We start from the raw sequence: 26682 nt of genomic DNA on the forward strand, positions 1-26682 counted from the left end.
CACTATGCCCTGATCCTGGCGCTGGCGACGGCGCTCGTGGTCTCCGTCGTGCCGGTGATCGGTGCAAGGCGCCTCGACCGTGCGATGATGGATCTGGCCTCCGTCGGGTCCCTGGCTATGTTCGCGCTGGTGGCGTTCTCCTTCGGAGTCCTGACCTACGCCCATGTCGTTTCCGACTTTTCGGTCGCCAACGTCTGGGAGAACTCCCATTCGCTGGTGCCGCTGCTGTTCAAATTGTCAGGTGTCTGGGGCAATCACGAGGGCTCGATGATGCTCTGGCTGCTGATCCTGGTGCTGTTCAGCGCCCTGGTCGCGCTCTTCGGACGGAATTTGCCCGATACGCTGCGGGCAAACGTGCTCGCCGTGCAGGCCTGGATATCGGTCGCCTTCATCCTGTTCATCCTACTGACCTCCAATCCCTTCATGCGGCTGGATCCGGCTCCGGCCGAGGGGAAGGACCTCAACCCGGTGCTGCAGGACGTCGGTCTGGCGATCCACCCGCCGCTGCTCTATCTCGGCTATGTCGGCTTCTCCGTCTGTTTCTCCTTTGCCGTGGCTGCCCTTCTCGAAGGCCGCATCGATGCCGCCTGGGCGCGCTGGGTGCGGCCCTGGACGCTGGCCGCCTGGACGTTCCTGACGCTTGGCATCGCCATGGGCTCCTACTGGGCCTATTACGAGCTCGGCTGGGGCGGCTGGTGGTTCTGGGATCCGGTCGAGAATGCCTCCTTCATGCCCTGGCTTGCCGGGACCGCGCTGCTGCATTCGGCGCTCGTCATGGAAAAGCGCGAGGCGCTGAAGATCTGGACGGTGCTGCTTGCCATCCTGACCTTCTCGCTGTCGCTGATGGGCACGTTCCTCGTGCGCTCGGGGGTTCTGACCTCGGTGCACGCCTTTGCCAGCGATCCGACCCGCGGCGTCTTCGTCCTGTTCATTCTGCTGATCTTCATCGGCGGGTCGCTGTCGCTCTTTGCCTTCCGTGCGCCGCAGCTCTCGGCCGGCGGCCTGTTTGCGCCGATCTCGCGCGAAGGGGCGCTTGTCCTCAACAACCTGATCCTCACCGTCGCCTGCGGCACGGTGCTGACAGGCACGCTCTATCCGCTGCTTTTGGAGACGCTGACCGGTGACAAGATCTCGGTCGGGCCGCCCTTCTTCAACATGACCTTCGGCCTGCTGATGGCGCCGCTGCTGGTCATCGTTCCCTTTGGCCCGCTGCTCGCCTGGAAGCGCGGCGATCTGCTCGCTGTTCTGCAGCGGCTCTATCTGGTCGCGATCCTGGCTTTTGTTGTTGCGGTGGTCTTCTTCTATGTCCAGCACGGCGGTCCCGTGCTTGCCGTGCTCGGGCTGGCTGGAGCGCTGTTCCTGATCTTCGGCGCGATCGCCGATCTGTGGTATCGCGCCGGCGTCGGCAAGGTCGCGGCCTCCGTCGCCTGGAGACGCCTTGCCGGCCTGCCGCGCTCGGCCTTCGGCACGGCGCTCGCGCATGCCGGGCTTGGTGTTGCCGTCCTCGGCATCGTCGCGGTGACCACCTTCGAAACCGAGCATGTCATCGAGATGAAGTCCGGCCAGAGCGTGGAAGCCGGCGGCTACGCCGTGCGGTTCGACGGCATGAAGCCGGCGACCGGACCGAACTACAGCGAAGAGCGCGGTCACTTCACCATCAGCCGCGGCGGCGTCGAGGTTGCCGATGTCTGGTCGTCCAAGCGGATCTACACGGCGCGGCAGATGCCGACGACGGAAGCCGGCATCGTGACGTTCGGGCTGAGCCAGCTCTATGTGTCGCTCGGCGATCCGACGAACGACGGTGGCATGGTCGTGCGCATCTGGTGGAAGCCCTTCATTCTCTGCATCTGGGGTGGCGCGGTGATCATGGCGATCGGCGGCTTCGTGTCGCTGAGCGACCGGCGCCTGCGTGTCGGGGCGCCGAACCGCAGGGCAAAGCCGCTGCGTCCTGCCATGGAGCCGGCCGAATGATGAGGCGTCTGCTCCTGGTGATAGCGATAGTTCTGTCGGCCGCGCCGGCCTTTGCCGTCAATCCGGACGAGGTTCTTGCCGATCCGGCGCTCGAGGCGCGCGCCCGGGCGATCTCCGCCGAACTGCGCTGCATGGTCTGCCAGAACCAGTCGATCGACGATTCCAATGCCGAGCTTGCGAAGGACCTGCGCCTGTTGGTGCGCGAGCGGTTGACCAATGGCGATACGAACGAACAGGTAATGAACTACATCGTCTCGCGCTACGGCGAGTTCGTGCTGTTGAAGCCGCGCTTCGAAACGAAGACGATCCTTCTGTGGGGCGCGCCGCTCCTGCTCGCCGTCGCAGGCGGCCTCTCGCTGATCGTCTTCGCACGGAAATGGGTAGGCCGGCCGACGGGCTCCAAGCTGACAGCCGAAGAACAGGCTCGCCTGAGAGAATTGCTCGACGAGTGATCCTACGACCGCCTGTGGAGGCGGCGGCGCACCACAGACGCGACAAGCACCCCCGTGAATGCCAGCACCACACTACCGGCGGCAATAGGTCCTGCCGATGGCGAATAGACGTCCATCATCGCGCCGACCGAGGACGAGCCCGCCGCGCTGCCGACAGCGTAGGCGAGGGCGAAGGCCGCACTTCCCGCGACAAGCGTGTCCCCGGCATAGCGCTCGCCGAGGATCGTCAAGGCGCAGGTGTAGAGCGAAAAACTAGCAGCGCCCATGATGCCGAACATCACCAGGATCGCCGCCTGCGACTGAAGAAACGGGATCGCGATGAAGCTCAGCCCGGCGAGCAGGCCGGAGCAGATGGCGACGCCAAAGCGCGAGGTCTTGTCGAGCAGCCAGCCGACGACAGGTTGGGCAAGCGCGGTCGGCAGCGCGAGCACCGTAACGCTGATGGCGGCGAAAGCCTCGGAATAACCGAGCCGGACGAAATAGACGGGCATCGCCGCAATGGCGGCAATGTCGGCGAATGCAAATGCGACCACCATGCAGATCAGCATCGGTGCGCTTCTGACAAACTTGAAGAGCGCTCCCGAGGCGGCCTGCTCGGGAAGCGTCCGTGCTCTCCGGGTGAGGATGATCGTCAGGAAGGCGACGCAGGCGACGTAGACGGCAAGCAGGGCGAAGGCGAAGCCTTGCTCCGTGCCGAAGATCGGGATCACGAGCGGACCCGCGGCAAAGCCACCGCACATGCCGGCGCCGTAGAGACCGGAAACGCGCCCGCGCAGGCGGTCGGGACAGGCGGTGTTGAGCCAGGCCTCGCTCAACATGAAAATCAGGCTGACGAAGAATCCGAGAAAAAGTCGGGCGACGCACCACACCCAGAACGAGTCGAATGTTGCGAAAGTGGAGAGGCTGACGGCACAGCCGATGAGGCCTGCGACGATCAAGCGATCGCCGCGGACTTTTCGCGACAGCCACGTGACCGCAAACGTTGCGACAGCAAGGCCCGCCGCAAAGCAACCGGCGTTGAAGCCGATGAGGCTGGGCGCAACGTTACGATGCTCGAGGACCAGAGAAATCAGCGGGTAGGTCAGTCCCTGTGCAACCGCGAAGGCGGTGACACCGAAGATGACGGCTGCCAGCGCGGCAGTGTCGGGCGCAAAATCCTCCCCCGTGACCACATGGGCCATTGTCTCGTCCTCCTCCGGTTGTGGAAAGGAGGCTTATCGACTCCCAGAGCCTTAGTCGAGGGCGAGATTGCTGCACGGATCGCAACGCGTCGTATTGCACATTACGAATTTTTCATCGGTCGGACAGTTCGCAGTAAGGTGTGCCGTCCTATATCTTGCTTCATCACCCGATCTGGTCATCCCGATCCTGTAGATGTTGAAGTCAAAGAAGGTGCACTCATGTTTAAGAATATCAAAGCTCCGTCGCTCAATACCGCGCTGAAGGCTTCGACCGTCGCCGGCCTTGCCGCTGCGGTGTTTGCGACCGGTATTCCCCTCGAAATCACCCGTTCTTATGCCGAAGCCGTAAAGGTTCAGGCCCCGTCTGTTCCTAGCTTCGCGAACGTCGTCGATGCGGTTTCGCCGGCAGTTGTTTCCGTGCGTGTCGAAAACCGTGTCAACCCCGTCGCCGATGACGAGGGCAACGGCTTCGCCTTCGACTTTAATGGCCGTGGCTTCGACGATCTTCCGGATGCCCTGAAGCCTTTCTTCCGCCAGTTCGGTGAGCAAGGTCCGCAGGGCCAGCAGGGCCGTCGTGGTCCGCAGGGTCACCATGGCCCGCAGGATGGCAAGGGCCGTCTGCGTCCGGTTGCCCAGGGCTCGGGCTTCTTCATTTCTGAAGACGGTTACATCGTCACCAACAACCACGTCGTTTCCGACGGCGCGGCATTCGTTGCGGTCATGAACGATGGCACCGAGCTTGATGCCAAGCTGATCGGCAAGGACCCCCGTACGGACCTCGCCGTCCTCAAGGTTGATGGCAAGGGCCGCAAGTTCACCTACGTCAACTGGGCCGATGACAACGGCGTTCGCGTCGGCGACTGGGTTGTCGCTGTCGGTAACCCCTTCGGTCTCGGTGGTACGGTAACGGCCGGTATCGTTTCGGCTCGTGGCCGCGACATCGGCTCCGGCCCGTATGACGACTATCTGCAGGTTGACGCTGCTGTGAACCGCGGCAACTCCGGTGGCCCCACCTTCAATCTCAGTGGCGAAGTCGTCGGCATCAACACCGCGATCTTCTCTCCGTCGGGCGGCAATGTGGGTATTGCGTTTGCCATCCCGGCGTCTACGGCCAAGGATGTCGTTGCTGACCTGATGAAGGACGGCCAGGTATCTCGCGGCTATCTCGGCGTGCAGATCCAGCCCGTCACCAAGGACATCGCCGACTCACTCGGCCTTTCCGAGGCGAGCGGTGCGCTTGTCGTCTCCGCTCAGGCTGGTACGCCTGGTGAAAAGGCTGGCATGAAGGCAGGTGATGTGGTCACCGCCGTCAACGGCGAAACCGTCAAGGATGCCCGCGACCTCAGCCGCCGTATCGGCGCCATGACGCCCGGCAAGAAGGTCGAGCTCTCCGTCTGGCGTGCCGGCAAGGCTCAGTCTCTGACGGTCGAACTCGGAACGCTGCCCGCCGAACAGAAGGATGCTTCCGCTGACGACGGCGATCAGGCACCGGAAAGCCAGGCTCCTGCTTCCGAAAAGGCTCTGGCTGATCTGGGCTTGACGGTTGGTCCTTCCGAAGACGGCAAGGGTCTGCAGATCACCGGCATCGACCCGGATTCCGACGCGGCCGACAAGGGCATCAAGGAAGGCGAAAAGATTACCTCGGTCAACAACCAGGAAGTCTCTAACGCTGATGATGTCGTCAAGGTCCTGAACCAGGCGAAGAAGGATGGCCGCACGCGGGCACTCTTCCAGATCCAGTCGAAGGAAGGCAGCCGCTTCGTCGCCCTTCCGATCAATGGCCAGGGTTAATCCGCCAACCCTGACATAGGGGGGAGCCGCGCCTTCTGGGCGCGGCTCCCTTTCGTCCATATCCGTAGGTGATCGCAATGACCTCTTCGCAACAGGAAGAAGCTTTGAGCCTTGCCGAAACGCAGCCGGCAGGTAATGTCGACCGCATGAAGATTCTCATTATCGAAGACGATCTCGAAGCAGCGGTCTACCTCACCAAGGCATTTCGTGAGGTTGGCATTGTGGCCGATCACGCGAGCGATGGCGAAAGCGGGCTCTTCATGGGCTCGGAAAACAGCTATGACGTGATCGTCATCGATCGCATGTTGCCGCGCCGCGACGGTTTGTCCGTCATCAGCGAATTGCGCCGCAAGGGAATTCATACGCCGGTTCTCATTCTCTCCGCTCTCGGCCAGGTGGACGACCGCGTTACAGGCCTCAGGGCGGGTGGTGACGACTATCTGCCGAAGCCTTATGCCTTCAGTGAACTTCTTGCTCGTGTCGAGGTGCTTGGCCGCCGCAAGGGCACGCCGGATCAGGACGTTGTCTATCGCGTCGGCGATCTTGAACTGGACCGGCTCGCGCATGAGGTTCGACGCGGTGGCAAGGAAATACCGCTGCAGCCGCGCGAATTCCGCCTCCTCGAATATTTGATGAAGAATGCCGGTCAGGTCGTGACCCGAACGATGCTTCTCGAAAACGTCTGGGACTACCACTTCGATCCTCAGACCAACGTCATCGACGTTCATGTTTCGCGACTGCGGTCGAAGATCGAGAAGGACTTCGCCCAGCCGCTTCTCAAGACCATTCGCGGTGCGGGGTATATGATCAAGGACGAGGGATGAACCGCTTCTGGTTTCTCTTCAAGTCTACGGCAGTCCGCCTCTCGGCACTTTACATCCTGCTCTTCGCCATCTGCGCCGCGACGTTGGTCTTCTATGTGACCGCGATGTCCGAGCGGCTTCTGACCAACCAGATCCGCGAAGCCGTCCAGCAGGAAGTCGATCAGGTCCAGCGGGCCTATGATGCCGGCGGCATGAACCTTCTTCTTCGGACGATGGAGCGTCGCGCGCGCCAGCCCGGTGCCAATCTCTATATCATTGCCGGTCCCTCGGGCGATATCCTCGCCGGCAACGTCGCATCTGTGCAGCCCGGGGTGCTCGATGAGGAGGGGTGGACCTCCATGCCCTTCACCTATCAGCGTTATGCGGAAAGCGGCATCAGTCGCCGGCACATGGCCGTTGCCAACATCTTCGTGCTGGACAACGGGTTGCGTCTGCTGATCGGCCGCGACCTCGGGGAGCCCGAGGCATTCCGCGGGCTGGTCCGGCAGGCGCTGATGATCGCGCTCGCGATCATGGGTCTCGGGGCGATCATCATCTGGTTCGGCATCGGTCGAAATGCCTTGAAACGCATCGACCGCATGTCCGATGCCAGCAAGAAGATCATGGCTGGCGACCTCTCGCAGCGTCTTCCAGTCGGCGGTTCCGGCGACGAGTTCGATCGCCTGTCTGTTTCACTCAATACGATGCTCGGCCGGATAGAGAAGCTGAACGAGGGATTGCGACAGGTCTCAGACAACATTGCGCACGACCTCAAGACGCCGCTGACGCGGTTGCGCAACAAGGCCGCCGACGCACTGGACACCAAGGACGGCGAGGTTCGACGCGTCGCGCTTGAGGGAATTATATCCGAGTCCGATCAGCTGATCCGTACGTTCAATGCACTGCTGATGATCTCGCGCGTCGAAGCGGGATCGGTCGCCGCAGAAATGTCGGCGGTCGACCTCTCGGCGATCGTGGCAGACAGCGCTGAACTCTATGAACCCGTCGCCGACGAAGCCGGGTTGGTGCTCACATCATCGATCCAGCCGGATATCGAGGTGCAGGGCAACCGCGAGCTAATCGGCCAGGCGATTTTCAATCTCATCGACAATGCCATCAAATATTCCTCGGATGCCGAGGGCCACGGCGATATCGCGCTGAAGCTGCTCCGCCGGGCCGATGGCATTTGTCTCTCAGTCGCTGATCATGGGTCGGGTATCCCGGCCGAGAAGCGGGAGGATGTGCTGAAGCGCTTCGTGCGGCTGGATGAAAGCCGCTCCAAGCCCGGCACCGGCCTTGGCCTCTCCTTGGTCGAGGCGGTGATGGAACTGCACTGCGGGAAGCTGGAACTGTCCGATACCGATCCGCAAAATCAGGAAAAGCGCGGCCTCACGGTCAGTATGATCTTTCCGGTGAATAGCTCTCCGCGAACACGTTGACTACTGATTGAATTCTGTGTTGGCCATCGCTGCCACAGACCCTAGGTTAGATTCCAGTTGCCGGAAGTTGTGTGATTCTCCCCGGCGGTTCTCGGTTCTGTTCGCCAGGGAGGGTGCATGCTGACGGGTTCGAGGCATAGCCTTGTGGAAGTAGCCGACGGGCTGCTGAAACCGCTGAACAAGAGCGAGTTGAAGCTTGCCCAGACGGATCTTCAGAAGATCGGCAAAAGCGAACCTGCCGTGGCGCAGATGCTCAAGGCGGACGGCACGCTTCGCGACTTCATCACAACCGCACTGACCTTGTCTCCCTATCTACGCGAGATTGCCAACATCGATACGGCAATCGTCGCAACTGCGATTTCGGAGCCGTTGGAACCGCGCATCGAGGCGCTGATCGCGGAGGCGCGTTCCTGCTGGAAGCCGGCAGCAAATGGCGAGGCGCCGAGCGAAGCGGAAGTCATGAGCCGCCTGCGCATCATCAAGCGCAAGGTCGCTTTCCTCGTCGCCCTGGCGGATCTGGCCCGGATTTTCGACGGTCGCGTGACGACCGCCTGGTTGAGCCGGCTCGCAGAAGCATCCGTCAGCGCGGCGATCGATCACCTTCTGCTTGCTGCTCACGATGGGGGCAAGGTAACGCTCAAGGACGTGACCGCGCCCGGTGAGGGCTCGGGGCTGATCGTTCTTGGCATGGGCAAGCTCGGCGCATCGGAGCTCAATTACTCATCGGATATCGATCTGGTCGTGTTCTTTGACGAACAGGCGGGGATCGTCGCAGATCGTGATGACGCGATCGAGATCTTTCCGCGTCTGATGCGGCGGCTGGTAAGGATCATGCAGGAACGGACCGCCGATGGATACGTCTTCCGCACCGACTTGCGGCTGCGGCCGGATCCGGGATCGACGCCGCTTGCCATCTCGTTCGATGCGGCAATGATCTATTATGAGGGCAGAGGGCAGAACTGGGAACGTGCCGCTTTCATCAAGGCACGGGCGGTCGCTGGCGATATCCAAGCCGGCGAGCAGTTCCTGCGCGGGCTGGTTCCGTTCGTGTTTCGCAAGTATCTCGACTACGCTGCTATCGCCGACATCCATTCCATCAAGCGGCAGATCCATGCGCACAAGGGATATGGCGCAATCGCGGTCAAGGGCCATAACGTAAAGCTCGGTCGTGGCGGCATCCGCGAGATCGAATTCTTCGCGCAAACGCAGCAGCTGATCGCCGGCGGCCGGATGCCGGCACTTCGTTGCCGCGGTACCGAAGAGACGTTGGCGGAGCTGACAAAAGCGAGATGGATCGACGAGGAGACGCGCGACGAGCTGACAGAGGCCTATTGGTTCCTTCGCGACGTCGAGCATCGAATTCAGATGGTGCACGACGAGCAAACCCATCTTTTACCCGAGACCGAAACCGATCTGAAGCGCATCGCCTTCATGATGGGGTTCGACGACACGCCGAGTTTTGCCACGCGCCTGGTCGAGGTCTTCAAGACGGTCGAGCGGCGCTATGCCCGCTTGTTCGAACAAGAGACCAAGCTTTCAACAGAAACGGGCAATCTGGTGTTCACCGGTCAGGCCGACGATCCCGATACGCTGAACACGCTGCGCAAGCTCGGCTTCGAGCGCCCGTCCGACATTTCTCGCGTTATCCGCACATGGCACTACGGTCGCTACAAGGCGACGCAATCCGTGGAGGCACGCGAACGGCTGACTGAACTGACACCGGAGCTGCTGCGCGTGTTCGGGGAAAGCAACCGCGCCGACGAAGCGATCCTGCGCTTCGACAGCTTTCTCTCCGGCCTGCCCTCCGGCATTCAGCTGTTTTCGCTCCTTGGCAGCAACCCGGCGCTTTTGTCGCTCATCGTCAACATCATGTCCTCGGCGCCGAAGCTGGCAGAGGTCATTGCCGCCAAGCCGCATGTGTTCGACGGCATGCTTGATCCCGGCCTGATGGCGGAATTACCGACGCGATCCTATCTCGCCGAACGCATACGCGGCTTTCTCGCGCCCGCGCGGGACTATGAGGAGGTGCTCGATCGACTGCGCATCTTCGCGGACGAACAGCGCTTCCTCATCGGCATCCGGCTGTTGACCGGCGCGATCCGAGGCGCCATGGCCGGCCGCGCCTTCACTCATCTGGCCGATCTCGTCCTTGAGGCAGTGCTCGATGCCGTCATGAAGGAGATCAGGACGGCACATGGCGATTTTCCGGGTGGTCGTGTGGCTGTGGTCGGTATGGGTAAGCTTGGGACCTTCGAACTCACTGCAGGTTCCGACATCGATATCATCCTGCTCTATGATTACGACGATGAAGCCGCCGAATCATCGGGCCCCAAGCCTCTGGACTCGACGCGCTATTTCACCCGCATCACCCAGCGGCTGATTTCGGCGCTCTCGGCGCCGATGGCGGAGGGCGTGCTCTATGAGGTCGACATGCGCCTCAGGCCCTCGGGAAACAAGGGGCCGGTCGCCACCCGCATCAAGTCCTTCGAAAAGTATCAGCGCGAGGAAGCCTGGACCTGGGAGCATATGGCTCTGACGCGTGCCCGCCTCGTGTGCGGCGACAAGGAATTGATCAAGGAGGCTGAGCGGATCATCGCAGACGTGCTTCGTTCGAAGACCGACGCAGAGAAGATCGCCAAGGACGTGTCGGAGATGCGGGCCCTGATTGAGCAGGAAAAACCGCCGGCCAGCATCTGGGACCTGAAGCTCATTCCGGGCGGCTTGATCGACATCGAATTCATCGCGCAGTATCTGCGGCTCGTGGCCTCCACCAAAGGCATCGCCATCGAGGAGGACGACTTCAATACGGCAGGGCAGGTGAAGTTAGTCGGCGCGGAGCTGATGGACCGTGATGATATGGAACTCTGCCTAGCGACACTGTCGCTCTATACCGATATCTCACAGCTCATCCGCCTATGTATCGATGGCTTGTTCGAGCCGAAGGAGGCGCCGGCGGGCCTCATTGATCTTGTCTGCCGTGCAGCCGATTGCCCTGACATCAAGACGCTTGAGGGAGAGATCAAACGGCTCTCGAAAGCCATCAGGAAAGTATTCCAGATAGTTGTGAAAACTTAGCGGTCGCCGTTCGGGATGTGCAGGGAAATGACGGTGCCGATCGCCTCGCGCGAACGGATCTTCATTTTCCCGCCTTGAAGGATCGTCAGCGACCGCGAGATCGCGAGACCGAGGCCAGAGCCTCCCTTGCTTTTCGCGTACTGGTTTTGCACCTGTTCGAAAGGCTGGCCGATCTTGCCGAGCGCCGCGCGAGGGATGCCGATGCCGGTGTCGGCAATCGTCAGCATGACGCCGCTGCTGGTACGACGCGTGCGCACGGCGATGTGACCGCCTTCGTTGGTGAACTTCACGGCGTTGGAGAGCAGGTTCAGCAGGATCTGCTTCATGGCACGGCGATCGGCGGTCAACCGCATTCCATCGCAAAGGCGCTGTTCGACGAAGATGTTCTTTTGGGCGGCCGGGATTGCTGTGAAGCGAAGGCTTTCCTCGATGAGCGGCGCGAGATCGATCGTCTCGCACTCGAGCTTCATGTGGCCGGCCTCGATCTTCGACATGTCGAGAATGTCGCTGATGACGTTCAGGAGATGCTTGCCGCTGTCGTGAATGTCGCGGGCATATTCGTTGTACTTCGACGACCCGAGCGGACCGAACATCTGATCCTGCAGGATCTCCGAAAAACCGAGGATTGCGTTGAGCGGCGTGCGAAGTTCGTGGGACATGTTTGCCAGGAACTCGCTCTTCGCACGGTTGGCGCCTTCCGCGCGCTCCTTCTCGAGCAGGTAGTTGGAGTTGGCGACAGAAAGGGCCGCCTTCTGGCTTTCCAGCGTCTGGCGGGAAGCGGAGAGGTCTCCGATCGTCGCCATGAGACGGCGTTCGGAGTCGCGCAGGCGCTCCTGGTTGCGCTTGAGCAGCGTAATGTCGGTGCCGACCGAAACCATGCCGCCGTCGCGCGTACGGCGCTCGTTGATCTGCAGCCAGCGCTCGTCGGCAAGCTGTACTTCGGTTGTGCGGGAATAACCGGAGCCATCTGCGTCTGCGATACGGCGTTCGATCACGGGGCGCGCGGCGGCAGCATTGACGACTGTGCGCTCGGTGCCGGGGACCAAGACGCTATCGGGAAGTCCGTACGCCTGCTGGAAGTGCGCGTTGCACATGACGAGGCGGTCGTTCTTGTCCCAGAGCACGAAGGCTTCCGATGTGCATTCGATGGCGTCGGCCAGTCGCTGATCGGCCTCGGCATAGCGCTGGGCGAGGCGATGCTGCTCGGTCACGTCCATCGCGATACCGATCATGTGGACGCGGCCGGAATTGGTGCGGATCACCTGCGCGCGAGCCCGCATCCAGACATAATGGCCGCCGGCATGCCGCATGCGGAAGATCTGGTCGACCTGGCCCGCATCACCGCGAGCGATTGACCGGGCGATTTCGTAGACGCCGCCGTCATCCGGATGCATCAGGCGGGCGGCATCGCTGAAGCACATCGTCCGGTCCGAGCCGGGAAGCCCAAGCATTTCGTACATCGAGCGCGACCAGTAAAATTCGCGGCGGTCGAAATCGAAGTCCCAGAGCCCACAGCGCCCGCGCGACAGCGCGGTTTCGACGCGAAGGTTCGACTCGAGAAAGGTGTCGTCGGCATCGCGGGCGCGCTTCACCTGCATATAGTAGGCGTAGAGGATGACGAGCAGGATCGAGGAGATGCCTGCGAAGAGGGTCACGTTCAGCGTGACCTCGTCTCGCCAGAGCTTGCTGATCCGCTCCAACGACGTTGCCGCGATGACATAGCCGCCGGAGTTGCCGATGAGCGTGATTTCCGCGTAGTGCGGAAGCCCGCTGATTGTTGTCTCGATGACGCCAGCGCGATCGCCGAACCGGCGAACCGCCGAGATCTCTGAGAAGAAATCGCCGACGCTGGCGCCGAGGTAAGCCGAGCCGGCCGCAGTTGCGGCAAACACCTTGCCGCTTGGCTGCACGAGCAGCACGAACGCATCGTCATCCAGGCGGTCCTGCGGAAGGAAGCGCGCCAGCCGAGCCTGCGCCTGCGCGGCATCCGCGGTTTCGAAGATCCGGTTGGCTTCGGCGAAGGCCGCGGCGGCGGTCGCGGCGGCAAGCGCGGTGGAATGACGGGCAGCGGCTTCTGTCCGCCCGTATTCGGAGACCATTCCAAAGAAGTGTGACGCGGCTACAACCGTAAGGAAGGCTACGATCAGGATCGGAATAATTCGCTTCAGGACGATTTCGACCTGCGACAGGCTGCGCGAAGACGATGAAGTCATGGCGGAGCGGCGGACTGAAAAGCTGTCCCGCCAGGCCAGGAGGCCGTCGAAATCGACACGCAGCCGTCCCTCGGCTGCGGTTGCCCGCCGCACGTTCATCATCTCTTCAGCCTTGATCCCTCGTGTGATTCGCAGCGCCGCTCGCCCGAACCTAACTCAATGAATCACTGGTGATTCGCCTTGTCCAGAGGAAAAGGTAAAAATCTGTTAACCGATTCTAGATGCTGAATTTTCTTTGGCGGTCAGAAGGTCGCTGCGACCAGCGCAGCGGCCTTCGACAGCAAATCACCCTTTCAGGGTGCGTTCCACGATGTCGCGGACGTCGGTCGAAAGCTCCGCGGCGCGTTCGATTTCCAGCAGGGCAGCGCGGGCATGGTCCTGTCGAACCGGCTCCAGGGAGCGCCAGGAACGCATCGACGTCAGAATGCGCGCGGCCAACTGAGGGTTGCGCCGGTCGATGTCGAGAATCTCGCGTGCGAGGAAGCGGTAGCCCTCTCCATCGGCCCGACCGAAGCCTGTCGGATTGGCAAAAGCGTAGGTGCCGACCAATGAACGGACGCGATTGGGGTTAGTCCTCTTGAACAGAGGGTTCTCCATGAGCTTCAGCACCCGATCGAGCGTGCCGCCGCCTGGTATCGTTGCCTGCACCGAAAACCATTTGTCGATGACCAGGGCGTTCTCGGAGAACCGATCCCGGAAGGTCGACAACGCTTCGGCAGCTTCCGCGCTGTCTGGGAAACGGTGCGCAAGGAGCGTCAGCGCATGTAACAGGTCGGTCATGTTGTTGGCGGCATCGAAGGCAGCCTTGGCGCGTACCGGCGAATTCTCGGCATAGGAGAGGTACGTCAGCGCGGCGTTGCGCAGGGCGCGGCGACCCGCGCTCGTTGCGTCCGGGCTGAAGGTGCCGGGCGTCGTCATCGAGTGATAGAGTGCAGCGAACGTGTCGCGTCCGGCGTCGGCAACCTGTTTCATGACTGCCTGGCGGCCGGCGTGGATTGCGTCCGGATCGTTATTGCCCCCGAGTTCGCGGGCAATATCGGCTTCGCTGGGCAGCGCCAGGGCCTGGGCGCGGAAGGCGGGTTCCAGGCTCTCGTCAGCCGCCGCGGCGACGAGGCTGTCGACGAAGGTTGTCTCACAACCGACGGGGTTTCCTTCCCGTGCATCGCGAGCGGCCTTCAAAAGGTTCGGAAGTGCAAGGTCCGTCAGGGCCTGCCAGCACGCGAAATGGTCCGTCTCATGGCGGGCGAGCAGCGCCAGGTCGGCAGGCGACTGGTCGAAATGGAGATTGATGGGAGCCGAGAAGCTGCGATTGATCGAGATCACCGGTCGCGTCTGGATCCCGTGGAATACTGCCGTTTGGGTGCGCTCTGTGAGATGCAGAATGGTGCCGGTATATTCCGCACTTTCAACGGAAGTCGGCGCTATGGCTGCTCCATCCTCCGCAAAAAGTTGCAGGTTCAGCGGAATGTGCATCGGCTGCTTGTCGGACTGACCCGGGGTTGCAGGGATCATTTGCTCGAGCGAGAGGCTGAAGGCTTTTGCGGCAGCATCGTAAGAGCCGGAAGCCGTAACCAGCGGCGTGCCGGCCTGATGGTACCACAGTGAGAATTGTGTGAGATCGCGTCCGCTGGCATCCTTGAAGCATTTCACAAAGTCCTCGATCGTGACAGCCTGGCCATCATGACGGTCGAAGTAGAGGTCCATGCCCTTCTTGAACGTCTCCTTGCCAAGCAGCGTCGCGATCATTCGCGTGACTTCGCTGCCCTTCTCGTAGACGGTTGTCGTATAGAAGTTATTGATTTCACGGTATTTTGTCGGTCGAACAGGATGTGCGAGCGGGCCTGCATCCTCTGGGAACTGCTCGGATTTCAGGTGGCGGACCTCGGCGATGCGCTTGACCGGGCGCGAGCGCTGGTCGGCCGAGAACTCGTGATCACGAAAGACGGTCAGGCCTTCCTTCAGGCACAGCTGGAACCAGTCGCGGCAAGTGATGCGGTTGCCGGTCCAGTTGTGGAAGTACTCGTGGGCGATGATCGCTTCGATGTTGGCGTAGTCGCTATCCGTGGCCGTTTCCGGATCGGCAAGTACGTACTTGTCGTTGAAGACGTTGAGGCCCTTGTTCTCCATCGCGCCCATGTTGAAGTCGGAGACGGCGACGATCATGAAGATGTCGAGATCATATTCGCGCCCGAAGACCTCTTCGTCCCACTTCATCGAACGCTTCAGTGCGTCCATCGCGTAAGCGGCGCGCGGCTCTTTGCCGTGCTCGACATAGATCTTCAGGGCGACCTCGCGACCGGACATCGTCGTGAACGAATCCTCGATGACGCCGAGATCGCCGGCGACCAGCGCAAAGAGATAGCTCGGCTTAGGATGCGGATCGAACCAGGCGGCGAAGTGCTTGCCTTCGCCATAGCCCGCGCCGCCGAGGAAATTGCCGTTCGACAGCAGCAGCGGGTTGGCGGCCTTTTCGGCAATGATGTTGACGGTGTAGGGCGCCAGAACATCGGGACGGTCAAGGAAATAGGTGATCCGCCGGAAACCTTCAGCCTCGCACTGCGTGCAGTAGATGCCGCCGGTGCGGTAAAGGCCCATCAGTTTCGTATTGGCTTCGGGGTTGATGATCGTAGTGATCGTCAGCTCGAACGGATCGGATGCGGGTAGATCGCGGACCGTCAGGCTTTCCGGCGTCGCCGTGTATTGGTCGGCCGGCATTTCCATCTGATCGAACAACAGGCCGGACAGCGTCAGTTCATCGCCGTCGAGCACCAGCGGAGCCTTGGGATCGACACCCTCGCGGCGATGGAAAATCAGTCGTGCTTCAACCTTGGTTTCAGTGGGATCGAGTTCGAAGGTCAGATCCACGCGTTCCAGAACGAATTCGGTGGGCTGGTAGTCTGCCAGATTGATGACCTGGCCGGTATCTGTACGCATGGTGTTCCCTGAAGACCTTGAGCGGATGAGTGCTTCGTACGCAGAGTAGGCACTCCGCCACAAATTTTGACAGGCATCTTTACACCAAAGTCTGAACCAAAGTTAAAGCGAAATCGCGGCAACGGCAGATTTGGAGGATCTCGGAACGGCCAAATCTAGGCGGATCCGTGACTAGGATTTTAGGTTGAGGGTTGCCCTTATCGCCTCATCGTCTTCAGTCCGCTGAACGACGACGCCATGCCAGCCCAAGCCATCGTAATCCTCGTAGCCGAGTGTCCTGGCGAAAGCGACAATCGAGCCGTTGTTATCATAGTAGCTACCGCGGGCCGTACCTGCCTGGTTCTGAAGCGCAAAATGGCTGAAGAGAAGGTTGGGATTGCTGGAGGCGATGATCCTGTTTGATCCATCGAGCAACATCACGGTCGTTTTCTCTGCTATCTGCGGAGGCAGGTTGGCTTCGGTTTCGACGATCGCCTGTCCCTGCTTCTGCCAGTCAAAATACACACCCAGTGTTCCGAGAGTTTTGCCGTGGAGCGTGCCGCCCTCGCGCACTGCCGTTGCATAGACAAGGGCGGTGCGGTTGCCATGCAGATGGCTGTCGCGGACATCGTCGACGATGTAGTCGTCTCCCGACGCGCAGCGTACGGATGCTTGGAACCAGCCGTCGCCTGCAAGCGATCTTCCGGCGGTCTTGCGCCGAAATTCAGGGTTTGCCGAGGCGATCACCTGACCTGAGGCATCTGTCAAAACGAGGTCGAGATAGACGCTGTAGAAGCGATTGATGACCCCAAGTCGTTGGGCAGCGAAGGTCGCCCTTTCCTTTGTCGGCTCCTGCAGCGCCTGCCAAAGCGCGGCATCGGTCGCCCACCACCGCACGTCGGCGGTTCGCTCGAAGAGATTGCGGACGATCAGTTGCACGAGAGTTTGGGCGAGATCGGTAAGCCTTACGCCCTCCATCTCGTTCACGAGCGCTTCCGCCATGACGCGGGAATGCCCGATACGCCCAACGACGTTGCCTTCGAATTTCCCTGAAATGTCGCTTGCGACCTGTGCCAGCCGCTGCACCTCGTTGGCAACGACAGCAAAGCCTTTCCCGGCTTCGCCGGCGCGGGCGGCTTCGATCAACGCATTGATTGCAAGAAGCTTGATCTGCTTGACCACATGCGAGTTCGCGGCGCTGAAACTTTCAAGATCGGTGCCGATTCCCTCCGTTACCGCACGCATCAGCCGTGGTGTGGCGGTCAACCGTTGCTGATCGTTGTCCCTGGATTTGAGCTGCGTCATGGAAATTGCCCCGATAGCTATGCAAGCTGAGAGAAAGAGGACTGAAATATCGGCCAATCAATGCGATTCTATGGTTTCCGAAGCGTTAAGGCAGACACTCATCGGATGAACATTTTTGGGCACATCTCAGATTTGATGAAAATTTGTGCGATCCGATTGATTGAGCATCGAAATTTTCCGATTTTCTATCTGTTCATTCGGCCCGGCGACTGTCACAGTCGAGATGTGCCGAGTCTGGCGCGTCCTCCTGCCTCCAAACAGCAATCCAAGAGTTCAAGACATGCGGTCGGCTACGGGAAACCCGATGAGGGGTATTGCGTTCAAGGTCGGCTCGGTGGTTGTTTTCCTGGCAATGCAGACCTTCATCAAGCTCGCCGGCAGTGACATCCAGCCGGGGCAGGTGACGTTCTGCCGCTCCTTCTTCGCACTGTTTCCCATCATGGCTTACCTTGCCTATCGCGGCCAGTTGCGATCGGCATTCTATACGGCCAATCCGATCGGTCATCTGAAGCGGGGAACGCTCGGCATCATATCAATGGGGCTCGGCTTCTATGGGCTGCTGCACCTGCCGCTGCCGGAAGCCATTGCACTTGGCTACGCGATGCCGCTTGTCGCCGTGATCTTCGCAGCTGTGTTTCTCGGGGAAACTGTCCGAATCTACCGCTGGAGCGCCGTACTTTTCGGGATTGTCGGCGTGGCCATCATATCGTGGCCGAAACTGACCCTTTTCCGTGAGGGCGGGATCCATGCCGAGCAGGCGATTGGCGCGCTAACGGTGTTGCTGGCTTCGGTGCTCGGCGGCATGGCGATGATTCAGGTGCGACGATTGGTCGAGGAAGAGAAGACCGCCACGATCGTCCTCTATTTTTCGATCACCGCCACGGTGTTCTCACTCGTGACAGTGCCGTTCGGCTGGCAGGTCCTTGATCTGGCGCCGCAATTGCTTCTCATCGCGGCCGGCTTCTGTGGGGGCGTGGCGCAGATCCTGTTGACGGAGAGCTACCGGCACGCTGATGTCTCGACGGTTGCGCCGTTCGAGTACACATCGATCGTCATCGGCGGTGTCGTCGCGTATTTCGTGTTCGGCGATATCCCAAGCGGGGCCACACTCCTGGGGACAGCAATTGTCGTGGCGGCCGGAATATTTATCATCTACCGCGAGCACCAGTTGGATCTGGAGCGCCGTGAGGCACGGCAGGCCGGATCCTGAAGGCCGCCTGCAATCGCAGCTTTGCGACGACGCAACGGAAGTTCTCGCGTCTTGCGGGAGAAATTCAAACGAAATAGTGAACGACATCCGAACAGTTCTTGCGTCTTATGAACTTGACGAAGCATCATTTATTCGCAAATGCGCATGTTATGGGCTGGTCGGACGTCCTGGTGCCTGGGGAGTGCCGACGCCGGATACGCGCGTCGGGAGAAAAATGCCTCTTAGTGCCGAAGACTTGGTTGCGAACCCGAAGTTCATCCTGGCCCTCCGCTTCCATGCGGGGCGTATGCGCGGCATGTTCAACACCGGCCCGCGATTGGCGCGTTTGCTTGCTTCACAACAACGCTGGTTGCTGACGCAGACTGCCTATGCGCTTGCCATGGAGCGCAATCCCGCAGAACCCACGTCGGGCTTCACGGCGGTTCGGCTGACGCGCGAGATCACATCGCACAAGGTGGCCAGCCGCAACACGGTGTTGAGCTTTATCGACGAACTCGTCACCTACCGCTTCATCGCCTATGCGCCCGGAGCCGAGCGCCGACGTCCCCGCCAGTTCGAGCCGACGGAAATCAGTCATCAGGCGATGTTTGGCTGGTTGGTCTCCAATCTGGGCGCTCTCGATCTGTTGGACGGCGGAAGCCGGGTTGCCCATGTTGAGGCTCACCCGGAACTGATCCGCGTCATGCAGCCGCGAATTGCACTCAATTGCCTCCAGGATCCCCAGTGGAGAGAGCCCCCAGAGCATGTGGCGCTCTTCCAGTGGAACGACGCTGGCGGACTGATCGTCGATCATCTTGTCTCGCGGATCGATCTGGACGGCGACGATCCCGAGCGCGTCGTGGTCGGTCATGTTGACAGTCGCGCACTGGCGGCGGATTTCATGATATCGCGTACGCACTTGCAGCGGCTTTTCGCCAGGGCGGCGCAGCAAGGATGCATTGGTTGGGACACGATCGACAAGAAACCCGTGCTCTGGATGTCGCGTTCGTTTGTCGAGCAATACAGTCGGTGGCAAGCGATCAAGTTCGCCTATGTGGACGACGCGTTCCGCTGCGAGGCGCGCGGCCCGTCGAGGATCCAGGTCGGTGAGAATTGATCAGGCAGGCAACGCGACAAGAGGCCAGCAAATGCCAGCCTCGGCCTCAGTATTGCTGAAAGTCCGCAAAGATCATGGCGGGACGCGCGATGCGTCCGCTGGCGCCAGTCCCGCGAGCAACCATTTGCTCGTTCGTGGCGAAGCCAATGCGGCTGTAGCTTTGCGTTGTGCGGCCTTGCTCGCTAGCAAGGCGAAGGGTTTCAAACCCACAGTGTATAGGACGAAAACGTGCAGTCATTGCCTTGGTTCCTGTTGATTCCTCCCAAGACACAGCAATATATTGCACTGCAACATGAACTTTTCAATGCATTAGAATAAACGGCAGATATGCGAAAATCGCATAGGTGTTTTCACAAAAGATTTGTATTTGCCTATTTTCAGGGCACGTCAGAGCGCTGCCAGTTTGGCCTGAAAAGCCAAAAGATCGTTCCAGGCCAATCGTTTGTTGACTGGTGCCGTCAATAGATCCTGAGGGTGCAATGTCGCAATCGCAGGAATAATGCGGTTTCCGACCGCAATCTCTCGCCATTGCCCGCGCAACCCGTGAATCGTATCGGTTTCGCCAAAAAAGACCCTGGCGGCAAAGTTGCCGAGTACGAGAATCGCCTTCGGCTCGGCAAGAGCAATCTGCCGCTCGATGAAAGGACGGCAAATATCCATTTCGGCGGTCGACGCAATGCGATTGCCCGGTGGTCGCCAGGGAATGACCTGCGTCAGCAATATGGCGTCGCGCTGCAGACCGATTGCCCCGAGCATCTTGTCGAGCAGTTGGCCAGGCCGTCCGGAGAAGGGCTGGCCTTCACGATCATCGTCCGCCCCTGGCGCCGAACCGATCACCATGATCCCGCTGGCCGCATCACCGCTGGCGAAGATCGTCGAGCGTGCGCTGTGCTTGAGATTGCATCCGTTGAATGCCTCGAGCGCCGTTTTCAGTTCCTGAAGCGAACGGGCGCTCTCGGCGGCGAAGCGTGCCTGCTGCACGGCCTCGCCATCCGGGACCGAAGGCTGCGGCCGCTGGGCTGCACGCTCGGGGGCGGGAGCGTTCCTTTGTGTGGTCTGAGCCGCCGGGCGGGCCGTGGACTCCCGAACGTCAGCAGTCTGCGGCGAAGGGACCGTGCTTCGCCTTGCCGCTTTCATTGCCTCGAACTCAGCAAAGCGATCGACAGCTTCCTCCTCGAGCAGCCATTCCACGCCGGCTTCGGCATGGAAATGCAGAAGCGCGGCGAGTTCGCCCGGAGAGAGTTCGCTGACGGAGATCATAACGGTGACCTTAGCGAAGCCGAGACGTCAATGAAAGAGCACGATAGGCCGGAGACGACCTATTGCACCGTCCATTGCGTGATGTCCTCACGTTCGCCAATCAACGCCAAGCCGTGGGCGATGGAAAGCAGTTCGCCGCCGGTCTCGATGCGGTCCTTATCGAAGCGCTCGGTGAAGATGCGGCGCACAGCCGGGACAAACGACGTGCCTCCGGTGAGGAACACCTTGTCGATCATGCCGGATGTCGTGTTCGTCCTTTCCAGCACGTCATCGAGTGCGCCTTCGATCCGTACGAGATCATCTGCAATCCAGCTTTCGAAATCGGCCCGTCGAATCGTCAGGTGGCCTCCGCGGCCGAGGGGCGCGAAGTCGAATGCTGCTTCGTCCGAAGCGGAGAGCGCCATCTTCGTCGCGGATACAGCCTGATAGAGCGGGTAACCTTCATCGTGGTCGACGAGATCGATGAAGGTCTCGAGCTTCTCGGGCTCGAGCGCCGTGCGCACAAGCTTCTTGAGATCCTCGAATTCGCGCGACGTCTTGAAGATGGAGAGCTGGTTCCAGCGACCGAAGCTCGAGTAGTAGTTCGTCGGGACTTCAAGGATTTTGTCGAAACTCTTGAAATGACTCCCCTTGCCGATCTGAGGGGCGACGATGTTGTCGATCATGCGATAGTCAAAGTGATCGCCGGCGATCCCGACACCCGAATGACCGATCGGGGTCGCCGTCAGTTTGCCGGCCACCGTTTCAAACCGGATAAGCGAATAGTCGGTCGTACCGCCGCCGAAGTCGGCGACGAGAACCGTCGCATCGGATTTCAGGTTCTGCGCGAAGTAGAACGCGGCGGCCACCGGTTCGTAGACGTAGTGAACCTCCGGAAAGCCGAAGCGGGACAGCGCCTCGTTATAGCGCTGGGTCGCCAGCGCAGGGTCAGGGTTCGCGCCGGCAAAATGCACGGGGCGGCCGGTGACGATACGCTTGACGTCGGACGGCCAGTTGTCGCCGGCATAGTTCCGGAGGCGCCTGATAAAGACCTCCATCAGGTCCTCGAAACTGTGGCGCTTCGCATAGACGAGGGTGCCCTGAAAGAGCGCGCTTGCCGCAAAGGTCTTGATCGACTGCAGGAACCGGCAGTCCCCGGGGTTATCGATGAATTGCCGGATTGCCGCGTGGCCGGCCTCGACCTTCAGGGCAGACGTGCCGAGTTGCGGATCCTTCATGAAGGAAAGGGCAGTACGCATGCTGTCGGCAGTTCCGGCCGCACTCGTAAAGGCCATTGAATGCGTTGTCGGCCCGTCAGCCGTGGCCAAAACCGTGTTCGTCGTGCCGAAGTCGAATCCTAGCGCCTGAGCCATGCCCGCACCTCATCAAGTCGATTGTTTTTTTGGGAACGGAGGCCAAGCTCCGCTAAGGCGCGAAACAACGCGCCCAAGGAGGGCGCGTGATGCCATAGAGGCCGCCGTTGTTCAAGGCTTGAAGTGAAAAATGGAGCGGGCGCCAAATGGCGCCCGCTTGTTCCCTACTCGGCGGCCAATGCCTGAGGTATCTCCTCATCGTGCTCGGTCTTCTTCTTCCGTCCAAAGCTGAGGAGCCAATCGCTAAGCCTGCCCATTTCGACGAAGATCACCGGGGTGATGAAAAGCGTCAATGCTTGCGACACGACGAGACCGCCAACGACGGCAATGCCGAGCGGCTGGCGCAGTTCCGAGCTTGCACCGGTCCCGAGAGCGATGGGAAGCGCGCCGAGGAGGGCGCAGAAGGTCGTCATCATGATCGGGCGGAAGCGTCGAACGCAGGCTTCATGAATCGCCTCCGACGGCGACATGCCGTTGCCGGAGCGCAGGTTCTCCAGCGCCACGTCGATCATCATGATCGCATTCTTCTTGACGATACCGATCAGCATCAGCAGGCCGATGAGCGCGATGATCGAAAGATCGAAGCCCATCACTTTCAACGCCAGCAGGGCACCGAGTGCCGCGGCCGGCAAGCCGGAAAGGATCGTCAGCGGATGAATGAAGCTTTCGTAGAGGACACCCAGCACGACGTAGATCGTCAGCACTGCCGCCAGGATCAACAGCGGCGTGTTGCCCTGGGACTGCTCAAATATCTGCGCCGTGCCACCGTAGGACGTGAAAACGTCCGCTGGCATGTTGATGTCTTTCTTGATCTGGTCGATCGCCGCCGTGGCATCGCCAAGCGCTTCGCCGGCTGGCAGGTTGAAGGAGACTGTCGTCGAGACCAGCTGACCGGTCTGGTTGATCGTCACCGGCCCCGTCGTGCGTTCTACCCTTGCGAAGTTGGACAAGGGAACGAGGGCGCCGTTGCTTGAAGCGACGCGGATTTCCTGAAGCTTCTGGTCGTCCCAGGGCTTGCTCGTATCGTACTCGACGATCACGTCATAGCTGTCGCCGGTCGACTGGATCTGGGCGGCGGTGTATCCGCCAAAGGCTTCCTGCAGGGTCGTCCGCAGCTGTCCGTCGGTAATCCCGAAGGCTGCCGCCTTCTCCGTGTCGACGAGGATATTGGCCTGCAGGGCATTGTTCTGCGCATCTGAGGCGACGTCGGTGAAACGCGGATCGGAACGCATGGCCTGCTGGATCTTGTCTGCCCAGACGTTTGTCTGATCGGCGCTCAGCGCCTGAACGACGAGCTGGTATTGGCTCGCCGTCTGACGGCCGCCGAAGCGGAGGCTCTGTTGCGGCGTGATGTAGGCCTGCAGCCCAGGAATCTTGCCGATGCTCGCCCGCAATTCCCGTAACGTCTGCTCAAGCGGTGGACGCTGATCCTTGTCCTTGAGTTCGACAAACATCGTGCCGTTGTTCAACGGACTGCGTGCGTTGCCGCCGACAATCGACATCACGTGATTGACGGCGGGATTCTGCTTCACGAGTTCCGCTGCCTGGTTCTGCAACGCTTGCATCGCCGGATAGGAGATGTCCTGGCGTGCGCGCGTCGAGATGTTAAGGCGGCCAATATCTTCAGTGGGGAAGAAGCTGGATGGCAGCGTCATGAAGAGATAGACAGTCACGCCAACCGACGCCACGAACAGGGCGAGGACGGCTGGACGATGCTTCAGGCACCAGCCGACCGATTTTTCATATCCTCTGAGTGTCCGCTCGAAACCGGCATCGAACCAACGGATGAAGAAGGGCGGGCGGTCGTGGCCACTGCCGAGCCGTGATGCCAGCATCGGCGTCACTGTGAGCGAGACAATCGCGGAGGCGACGATCGCGATCGCAACGACCATGCCGAACTCGTTGAAGATGCGGCCGACGACGCCGCCCATCAACAGGATCGGAATGAAGACGGCAATCAGTGACACGGACATGGAAATGATGGTGTAGCTGACTTCGCCGGCGCCTTTGATCGCCGCATCGAGAACCGGCATCCCTTCCTCGACATGCCGGAGAATGTTTTCCAGCATGACGATCGCGTCATCGACGACAAGGCCGACTGCGAGCGTCAGTCCGAGCAGCGAGATGTTGTCGATGCTGTATCCGAGCACGTACATCATGCCGAAGGTGGTAATCAGCGAAAGCGGCACGGCAAGGCCCGGAATGATCGTCGCCGTCAGGTGACCAGTAAAGAGGTAGATGACCAGGACGACGAGGCCGATCGTCAGGAGCAGCGTAAACTTCACGTCCTTGATCGCGTCCTTGATCGGCTGCGCAGAGTCGTTCATGACCTTTGTCGAAACAGAGGCGGGGATTTCGGCGTGCAGACCCGGCAGCTTCGCCCTGATTGCGTCGACGACCTCGACGGTATTGGCATCGGGCTGGCGTTGAATGGCAAGAATGATGCTGCGGTTGCCGTCGTACCAGCTGCCGGTATTCTGGTTCTGAACGCTGTCCTGCACGTCGGCGACGTCGCCGAGGTGGATCGGTGCGCCGTTGGGATTGGCAATGACAAGCGTACGGAACTCGTCGGCATTGGTCCGCTGAGTGTCCGCATTGATTGTCATGCTTTGCGAGTTGTTCTGCAGGGAGCCGACGGGAACCTGGCTGTTGGCAGCGACCAGCGCCTGGTTGACGGTATCGATACCGATGCCGCGGTTGAGAAGCTTGTTGGGATCGACCTCGACCCGGACCGCGTAGGTCTGTGCACCGAAGACCGAAACTTCCGCCACACCGGGAAGCGTCGAAAGGGACGGCGAAATAATGTCCTCGGCGATCTCGTCGAGCTTGCTGCGAGGCATGGTGTCGCTCTGCACGGCAAGCAGCATGACCGGCGCATCGGCGGGGTTGGTCTTGCGGTAGCTTGGCGGCGTCGTCATGTTGTCGGGCAATTGCCGCGTGGCATGCGAGATCGCTGCCTGAACATCGGCTGCTGCCGCATCGATGTTGCGATTGAGATCGAACTGCAGAACGATGCTGGTGTTGCCGAGCGAGTTCGTGGCGCTGATTTCGCTGATGCCGGGAATGGTCTGGAACTGCTTGATCAGCGGCGTGGAGACCGAAGTCGCCATCGTCTGCGGTGAAGCGCCGGTCAGCGCGGCCGAGACGTTGATCGTCGGGAAGTCGACCTGCGGCAGGGCTGCCACCGGTACGAGCTGATAGCCGGCAAGGCCGGCCAGCACGACGCCGATGGCAAGCAGCGTCGTTGCGACAGGACGTCGGATACAGAAATTCGGTATCATTCTTCCGTGCCCGCTGTGATGATTTCGGTTTTGCCTGCGGCTTGGTTAGCCGAGGCGACGTTCAATGCCTTGTCGTCGAACTGCTCCTTGACCGGCTGCTGGTCGACCAGCTGCGCCTGTCCCTCAATGATGACGTGATCGCCCTCAAACAGGCCTTGCGAGACGGCGGTGAAACCCCCGTTCGCGCGCGCCACGGTGACGGGCGTCACATGAGCCTTGCCGTCGCGCGCGACAATGGCGAAGAAGCCGTCGGCGCCGGGACTGACAGCAACGGTCGGGACCACGACCTGCTGTTCATTGTTGTTGAAGTGGACAACGATGTTGACCGATTGCCCGGGCCATAAAGCGCCGGACGCGTTCTCAAACTTCGCCTTCGCGAGAATTGTGCCGGACGCAGGATCGACGGTGTTGTCGTAAAAGCTGATATGGCCCTGACGTGGCTTGGCCTTGTCGGATTGAGGAACGGTGCTGACGTCCACCGGACCTGCGGCAAGTGCAAGCTTCAACTGCCGGAGGTCGCGTTCCTGCAGGTGGAATTTCACGTAGATCGGATCGTACTTTGCGATCGTCACGATCGCGGAGCCGGCGTTCACAAAGGCACCTGGGCTCACGGCGATATCGCCAAGGCGTCCGTCGAAGGGCGCGCGAATATCGGTATGCTCAAGCAGGACCTGATCGACGGCAAGCGCGGCCTTATCGGCCTCCACGGTCGCGGCTGCCGTATCGCGGGCCGCCTTTGCCTGGTCATAGCTTTGCTGTGTGCCGGCCTTTGAGCTCAAAAGGTCATTGGCGCGTGCCAGCGCCGTTTCGGACTCCGCCAGGGTTGCCTGGTCGCGGACGACCATGGCGCTGTCCTTGTCGACAGTTGCCTGTGCGGTGCGGGCATCGAGTTTGGCGATCAGATCTCCCTGTTTCACGGTGGCGCCGTCCGAGGCGAGGATCTGCGTAACGATCCCCTGTTCCTGGGCCGCGATAGTGGTGTTGTCGTCCGCATCCGCCCAGCCGGAGGCTGTGACGTCTCGGGGCAGGACGGTCTCCACTGCTGCGACAGTCTTGACCAGCGTTGGTCCGCCGTTGCGGTTGCGACCCTTGCTGCCGCCCTTCTGATCACCGGATTTCTGCGATGCATCGCCCGCCGTTTGGTGGCCGCCGTCGGCGGCATCGGCCTGCGGCTGACCGTGGGGCAAAAATTGCGAAAGATACGGGATTCGTTCCCTGTATTGCCAAGCGCCAACGCTGGCAGCAGCTATAATGCAGGCCGTGATCAAAAGTTTCTTCATATGCGAGACCGGTTTGGGCGAGTTGCGCGAAAATCAAGGCTCTATTGAACCACGTCTATT

17 protein-coding genes are annotated in these 26682 nt (G+C 60.7%); 8 read left to right on the forward strand and 9 right to left on the reverse strand.

Features of this window, described 5'->3' with window-relative positions; all coding sequences use genetic code 11:
- A partial coding sequence (locus AS026_RS32360; protein ID WP_245307705.1) for a heme lyase CcmF/NrfE family subunit occupies positions 1-1971 on the forward strand: 1971 nt, incomplete at its 5' end.
- Positions 1968-2423: a cytochrome c-type biogenesis protein gene (locus tag AS026_RS32365; protein ID WP_062374588.1), complete on the forward strand. Its 456-nt coding sequence runs from the start codon at positions 1968-1970 to the stop codon at positions 2421-2423. The genes AS026_RS32360 and AS026_RS32365, both read left to right, overlap by 4 nt.
- A gap of 2 nt (positions 2424-2425) precedes the next feature.
- Here AS026_RS32365 and AS026_RS32370 read toward each other — a convergent pair whose 3' ends face one another.
- Positions 2426-3604 (reverse strand): MFS transporter, encoded by a 1179-nt coding sequence (locus AS026_RS32370; protein WP_025659903.1) that lies wholly within the window; start codon positions 3602-3604, stop codon positions 2426-2428.
- 219 nt (positions 3605-3823) lie between these two features.
- Between AS026_RS32370 and AS026_RS32375 the strand changes: the two genes are divergently transcribed.
- From AS026_RS32375 to AS026_RS32390, 4 genes are all read left to right on the forward strand, one after another.
- Positions 3824-5395: a Do family serine endopeptidase gene (locus tag AS026_RS32375; protein WP_062374591.1), complete on the forward strand. Its 1572-nt coding sequence runs from the start codon at positions 3824-3826 to the stop codon at positions 5393-5395.
- A 146-nt stretch (positions 5396-5541) separates the two neighbouring features.
- Entirely contained in the window at positions 5542-6219 is a 678-nt protein-coding gene (locus AS026_RS32380) for a response regulator transcription factor (RefSeq protein ID WP_192241547.1), read from the forward strand.
- Positions 6216-7637 carry a sensor histidine kinase gene (locus AS026_RS32385; RefSeq protein WP_062374593.1) on the forward strand — a complete coding sequence of 474 codons (1422 nt, stop codon included), beginning with the start codon at positions 6216-6218 and terminating at the stop codon, positions 7635-7637. Before AS026_RS32380 ends, AS026_RS32385 begins: the two co-directional genes overlap by 4 nt.
- Positions 7638-7754: 117 nt before the next feature.
- Positions 7755-10712 (forward strand): bifunctional [glutamine synthetase] adenylyltransferase/[glutamine synthetase]-adenylyl-L-tyrosine phosphorylase, encoded by a 2958-nt coding sequence (locus tag AS026_RS32390; RefSeq protein WP_062374594.1) that lies wholly within the window; start codon positions 7755-7757, stop codon positions 10710-10712.
- On the opposite strand, the gene AS026_RS32395 is transcribed toward AS026_RS32390, so the two are convergent.
- From AS026_RS32395 to AS026_RS44070, 3 genes are all read right to left on the reverse strand, one after another.
- Complete coding sequence (locus tag AS026_RS32395; protein ID WP_062374596.1) at positions 10709-13027, reverse strand: PAS domain-containing sensor histidine kinase; 2319 nt, start codon at positions 13025-13027, stop codon at positions 10709-10711. The genes AS026_RS32390 and AS026_RS32395 overlap by 4 nt on opposite strands.
- Before the next feature lie 183 nt (positions 13028-13210).
- Positions 13211-15859: an aminopeptidase N gene (gene pepN, locus AS026_RS32400; protein WP_062374598.1), complete on the reverse strand. Its 2649-nt coding sequence runs from the start codon at positions 15857-15859 to the stop codon at positions 13211-13213.
- Positions 15860-16030: 171 nt separating this feature from the next.
- Positions 16031-17143 carry a methyl-accepting chemotaxis protein gene (locus AS026_RS44070; protein WP_062374600.1) on the reverse strand — a complete coding sequence of 371 codons (1113 nt, stop codon included), beginning with the start codon at positions 17141-17143 and terminating at the stop codon, positions 16031-16033.
- A 280-nt stretch (positions 17144-17423) separates the two neighbouring features.
- Between AS026_RS44070 and AS026_RS32410 the strand changes: the two genes are divergently transcribed.
- Complete coding sequence (locus AS026_RS32410; RefSeq protein WP_062374602.1) at positions 17424-18353, forward strand: DMT family transporter; 930 nt, start codon at positions 17424-17426, stop codon at positions 18351-18353.
- A 214-nt stretch (positions 18354-18567) separates the two neighbouring features.
- Positions 18568-19449: a hypothetical protein gene (locus AS026_RS32415; RefSeq protein WP_082728644.1), complete on the forward strand. Its 882-nt coding sequence runs from the start codon at positions 18568-18570 to the stop codon at positions 19447-19449.
- A gap of 46 nt (positions 19450-19495) precedes the next feature.
- Here the strand turns inward: AS026_RS32415 and AS026_RS43805 are convergent, their stop codons facing one another.
- The 5 genes from AS026_RS43805 to AS026_RS32440 form a co-directional block, all read right to left on the reverse strand.
- Positions 19496-19687: a hypothetical protein gene (locus tag AS026_RS43805; RefSeq protein WP_018857476.1), complete on the reverse strand. Its 192-nt coding sequence runs from the start codon at positions 19685-19687 to the stop codon at positions 19496-19498.
- A 149-nt stretch (positions 19688-19836) separates the two neighbouring features.
- Positions 19837-20709, reverse strand: a complete 873-nt coding sequence (locus AS026_RS32425) for a uracil-DNA glycosylase family protein (RefSeq protein ID WP_025659894.1) — start codon at positions 20707-20709, stop codon at positions 19837-19839.
- 59 nt (positions 20710-20768) lie between these two features.
- Positions 20769-22061, reverse strand: coding sequence for an Hsp70 family protein (locus AS026_RS32430; RefSeq protein WP_018857474.1), 1293 nt, complete (start codon positions 22059-22061; stop codon positions 20769-20771).
- Positions 22062-22225: 164 nt separating this feature from the next.
- Positions 22226-25342 carry an efflux RND transporter permease subunit gene (locus AS026_RS32435; RefSeq protein WP_062374604.1) on the reverse strand — a complete coding sequence of 1039 codons (3117 nt, stop codon included), beginning with the start codon at positions 25340-25342 and terminating at the stop codon, positions 22226-22228.
- Positions 25339-26622 carry an efflux RND transporter periplasmic adaptor subunit gene (locus AS026_RS32440; RefSeq protein ID WP_025659892.1) on the reverse strand — a complete coding sequence of 428 codons (1284 nt, stop codon included), beginning with the start codon at positions 26620-26622 and terminating at the stop codon, positions 25339-25341. Before AS026_RS32440 ends, AS026_RS32435 begins: the two co-directional genes overlap by 4 nt.
- Positions 26623-26682 lie beyond the last annotated feature (60 nt).

The sequence above is a fragment of the Rhizobium altiplani genome (genome assembly GCF_001542405.1).
Classification (GTDB): Bacteria; Pseudomonadota; Alphaproteobacteria; order Rhizobiales; family Rhizobiaceae; genus Rhizobium; species Rhizobium altiplani.

Bases quoted from the DNA above. Each gene is read 5' to 3' on its own strand.
- AS026_RS32365 (WP_062374588.1), top strand. From the start codon at position 1,968: ATGATGAGGCGTCTGCTCCTGGTGATAGCGATAGTTCTGTCGGCCGCG.
- AS026_RS32370 (WP_025659903.1), bottom strand. From the start codon at position 3,604: ATGGCCCATGTGGTCACGGGGGAGGATTTTGCGCCCGACACTGCCGCG.
- AS026_RS32375 (WP_062374591.1), top strand. From the start codon at position 3,824: ATGTTTAAGAATATCAAAGCTCCGTCGCTCAATACCGCGCTGAAGGCT.
- AS026_RS32380 (WP_192241547.1), top strand. From the start codon at position 5,542: ATGAAGATTCTCATTATCGAAGACGATCTCGAAGCAGCGGTCTACCTC.
- AS026_RS32385 (WP_062374593.1), top strand. From the start codon at position 6,216: ATGAACCGCTTCTGGTTTCTCTTCAAGTCTACGGCAGTCCGCCTCTCG.
- AS026_RS32390 (WP_062374594.1), top strand. From the start codon at position 7,755: ATGCTGACGGGTTCGAGGCATAGCCTTGTGGAAGTAGCCGACGGGCTG.
- AS026_RS32395 (WP_062374596.1), bottom strand. From the start codon at position 13,027: ATGATGAACGTGCGGCGGGCAACCGCAGCCGAGGGACGGCTGCGTGTC.
- pepN (WP_062374598.1), bottom strand. From the start codon at position 15,859: ATGCGTACAGATACCGGCCAGGTCATCAATCTGGCAGACTACCAGCCC.
- AS026_RS44070 (WP_062374600.1), bottom strand. From the start codon at position 17,143: ATGACGCAGCTCAAATCCAGGGACAACGATCAGCAACGGTTGACCGCC.
- AS026_RS32410 (WP_062374602.1), top strand. From the start codon at position 17,424: ATGCGGTCGGCTACGGGAAACCCGATGAGGGGTATTGCGTTCAAGGTC.
- AS026_RS32415 (WP_082728644.1), top strand. From the start codon at position 18,568: ATGCCTCTTAGTGCCGAAGACTTGGTTGCGAACCCGAAGTTCATCCTG.
- AS026_RS43805 (WP_018857476.1), bottom strand. From the start codon at position 19,687: ATGACTGCACGTTTTCGTCCTATACACTGTGGGTTTGAAACCCTTCGC.
- AS026_RS32425 (WP_025659894.1), bottom strand. From the start codon at position 20,709: ATGATCTCCGTCAGCGAACTCTCTCCGGGCGAACTCGCCGCGCTTCTG.
- AS026_RS32430 (WP_018857474.1), bottom strand. From the start codon at position 22,061: ATGGCTCAGGCGCTAGGATTCGACTTCGGCACGACGAACACGGTTTTG.
- AS026_RS32435 (WP_062374604.1), bottom strand. From the start codon at position 25,342: ATGATACCGAATTTCTGTATCCGACGTCCTGTCGCAACGACGCTGCTT.
- AS026_RS32440 (WP_025659892.1), bottom strand. From the start codon at position 26,622: ATGAAGAAACTTTTGATCACGGCCTGCATTATAGCTGCTGCCAGCGTT.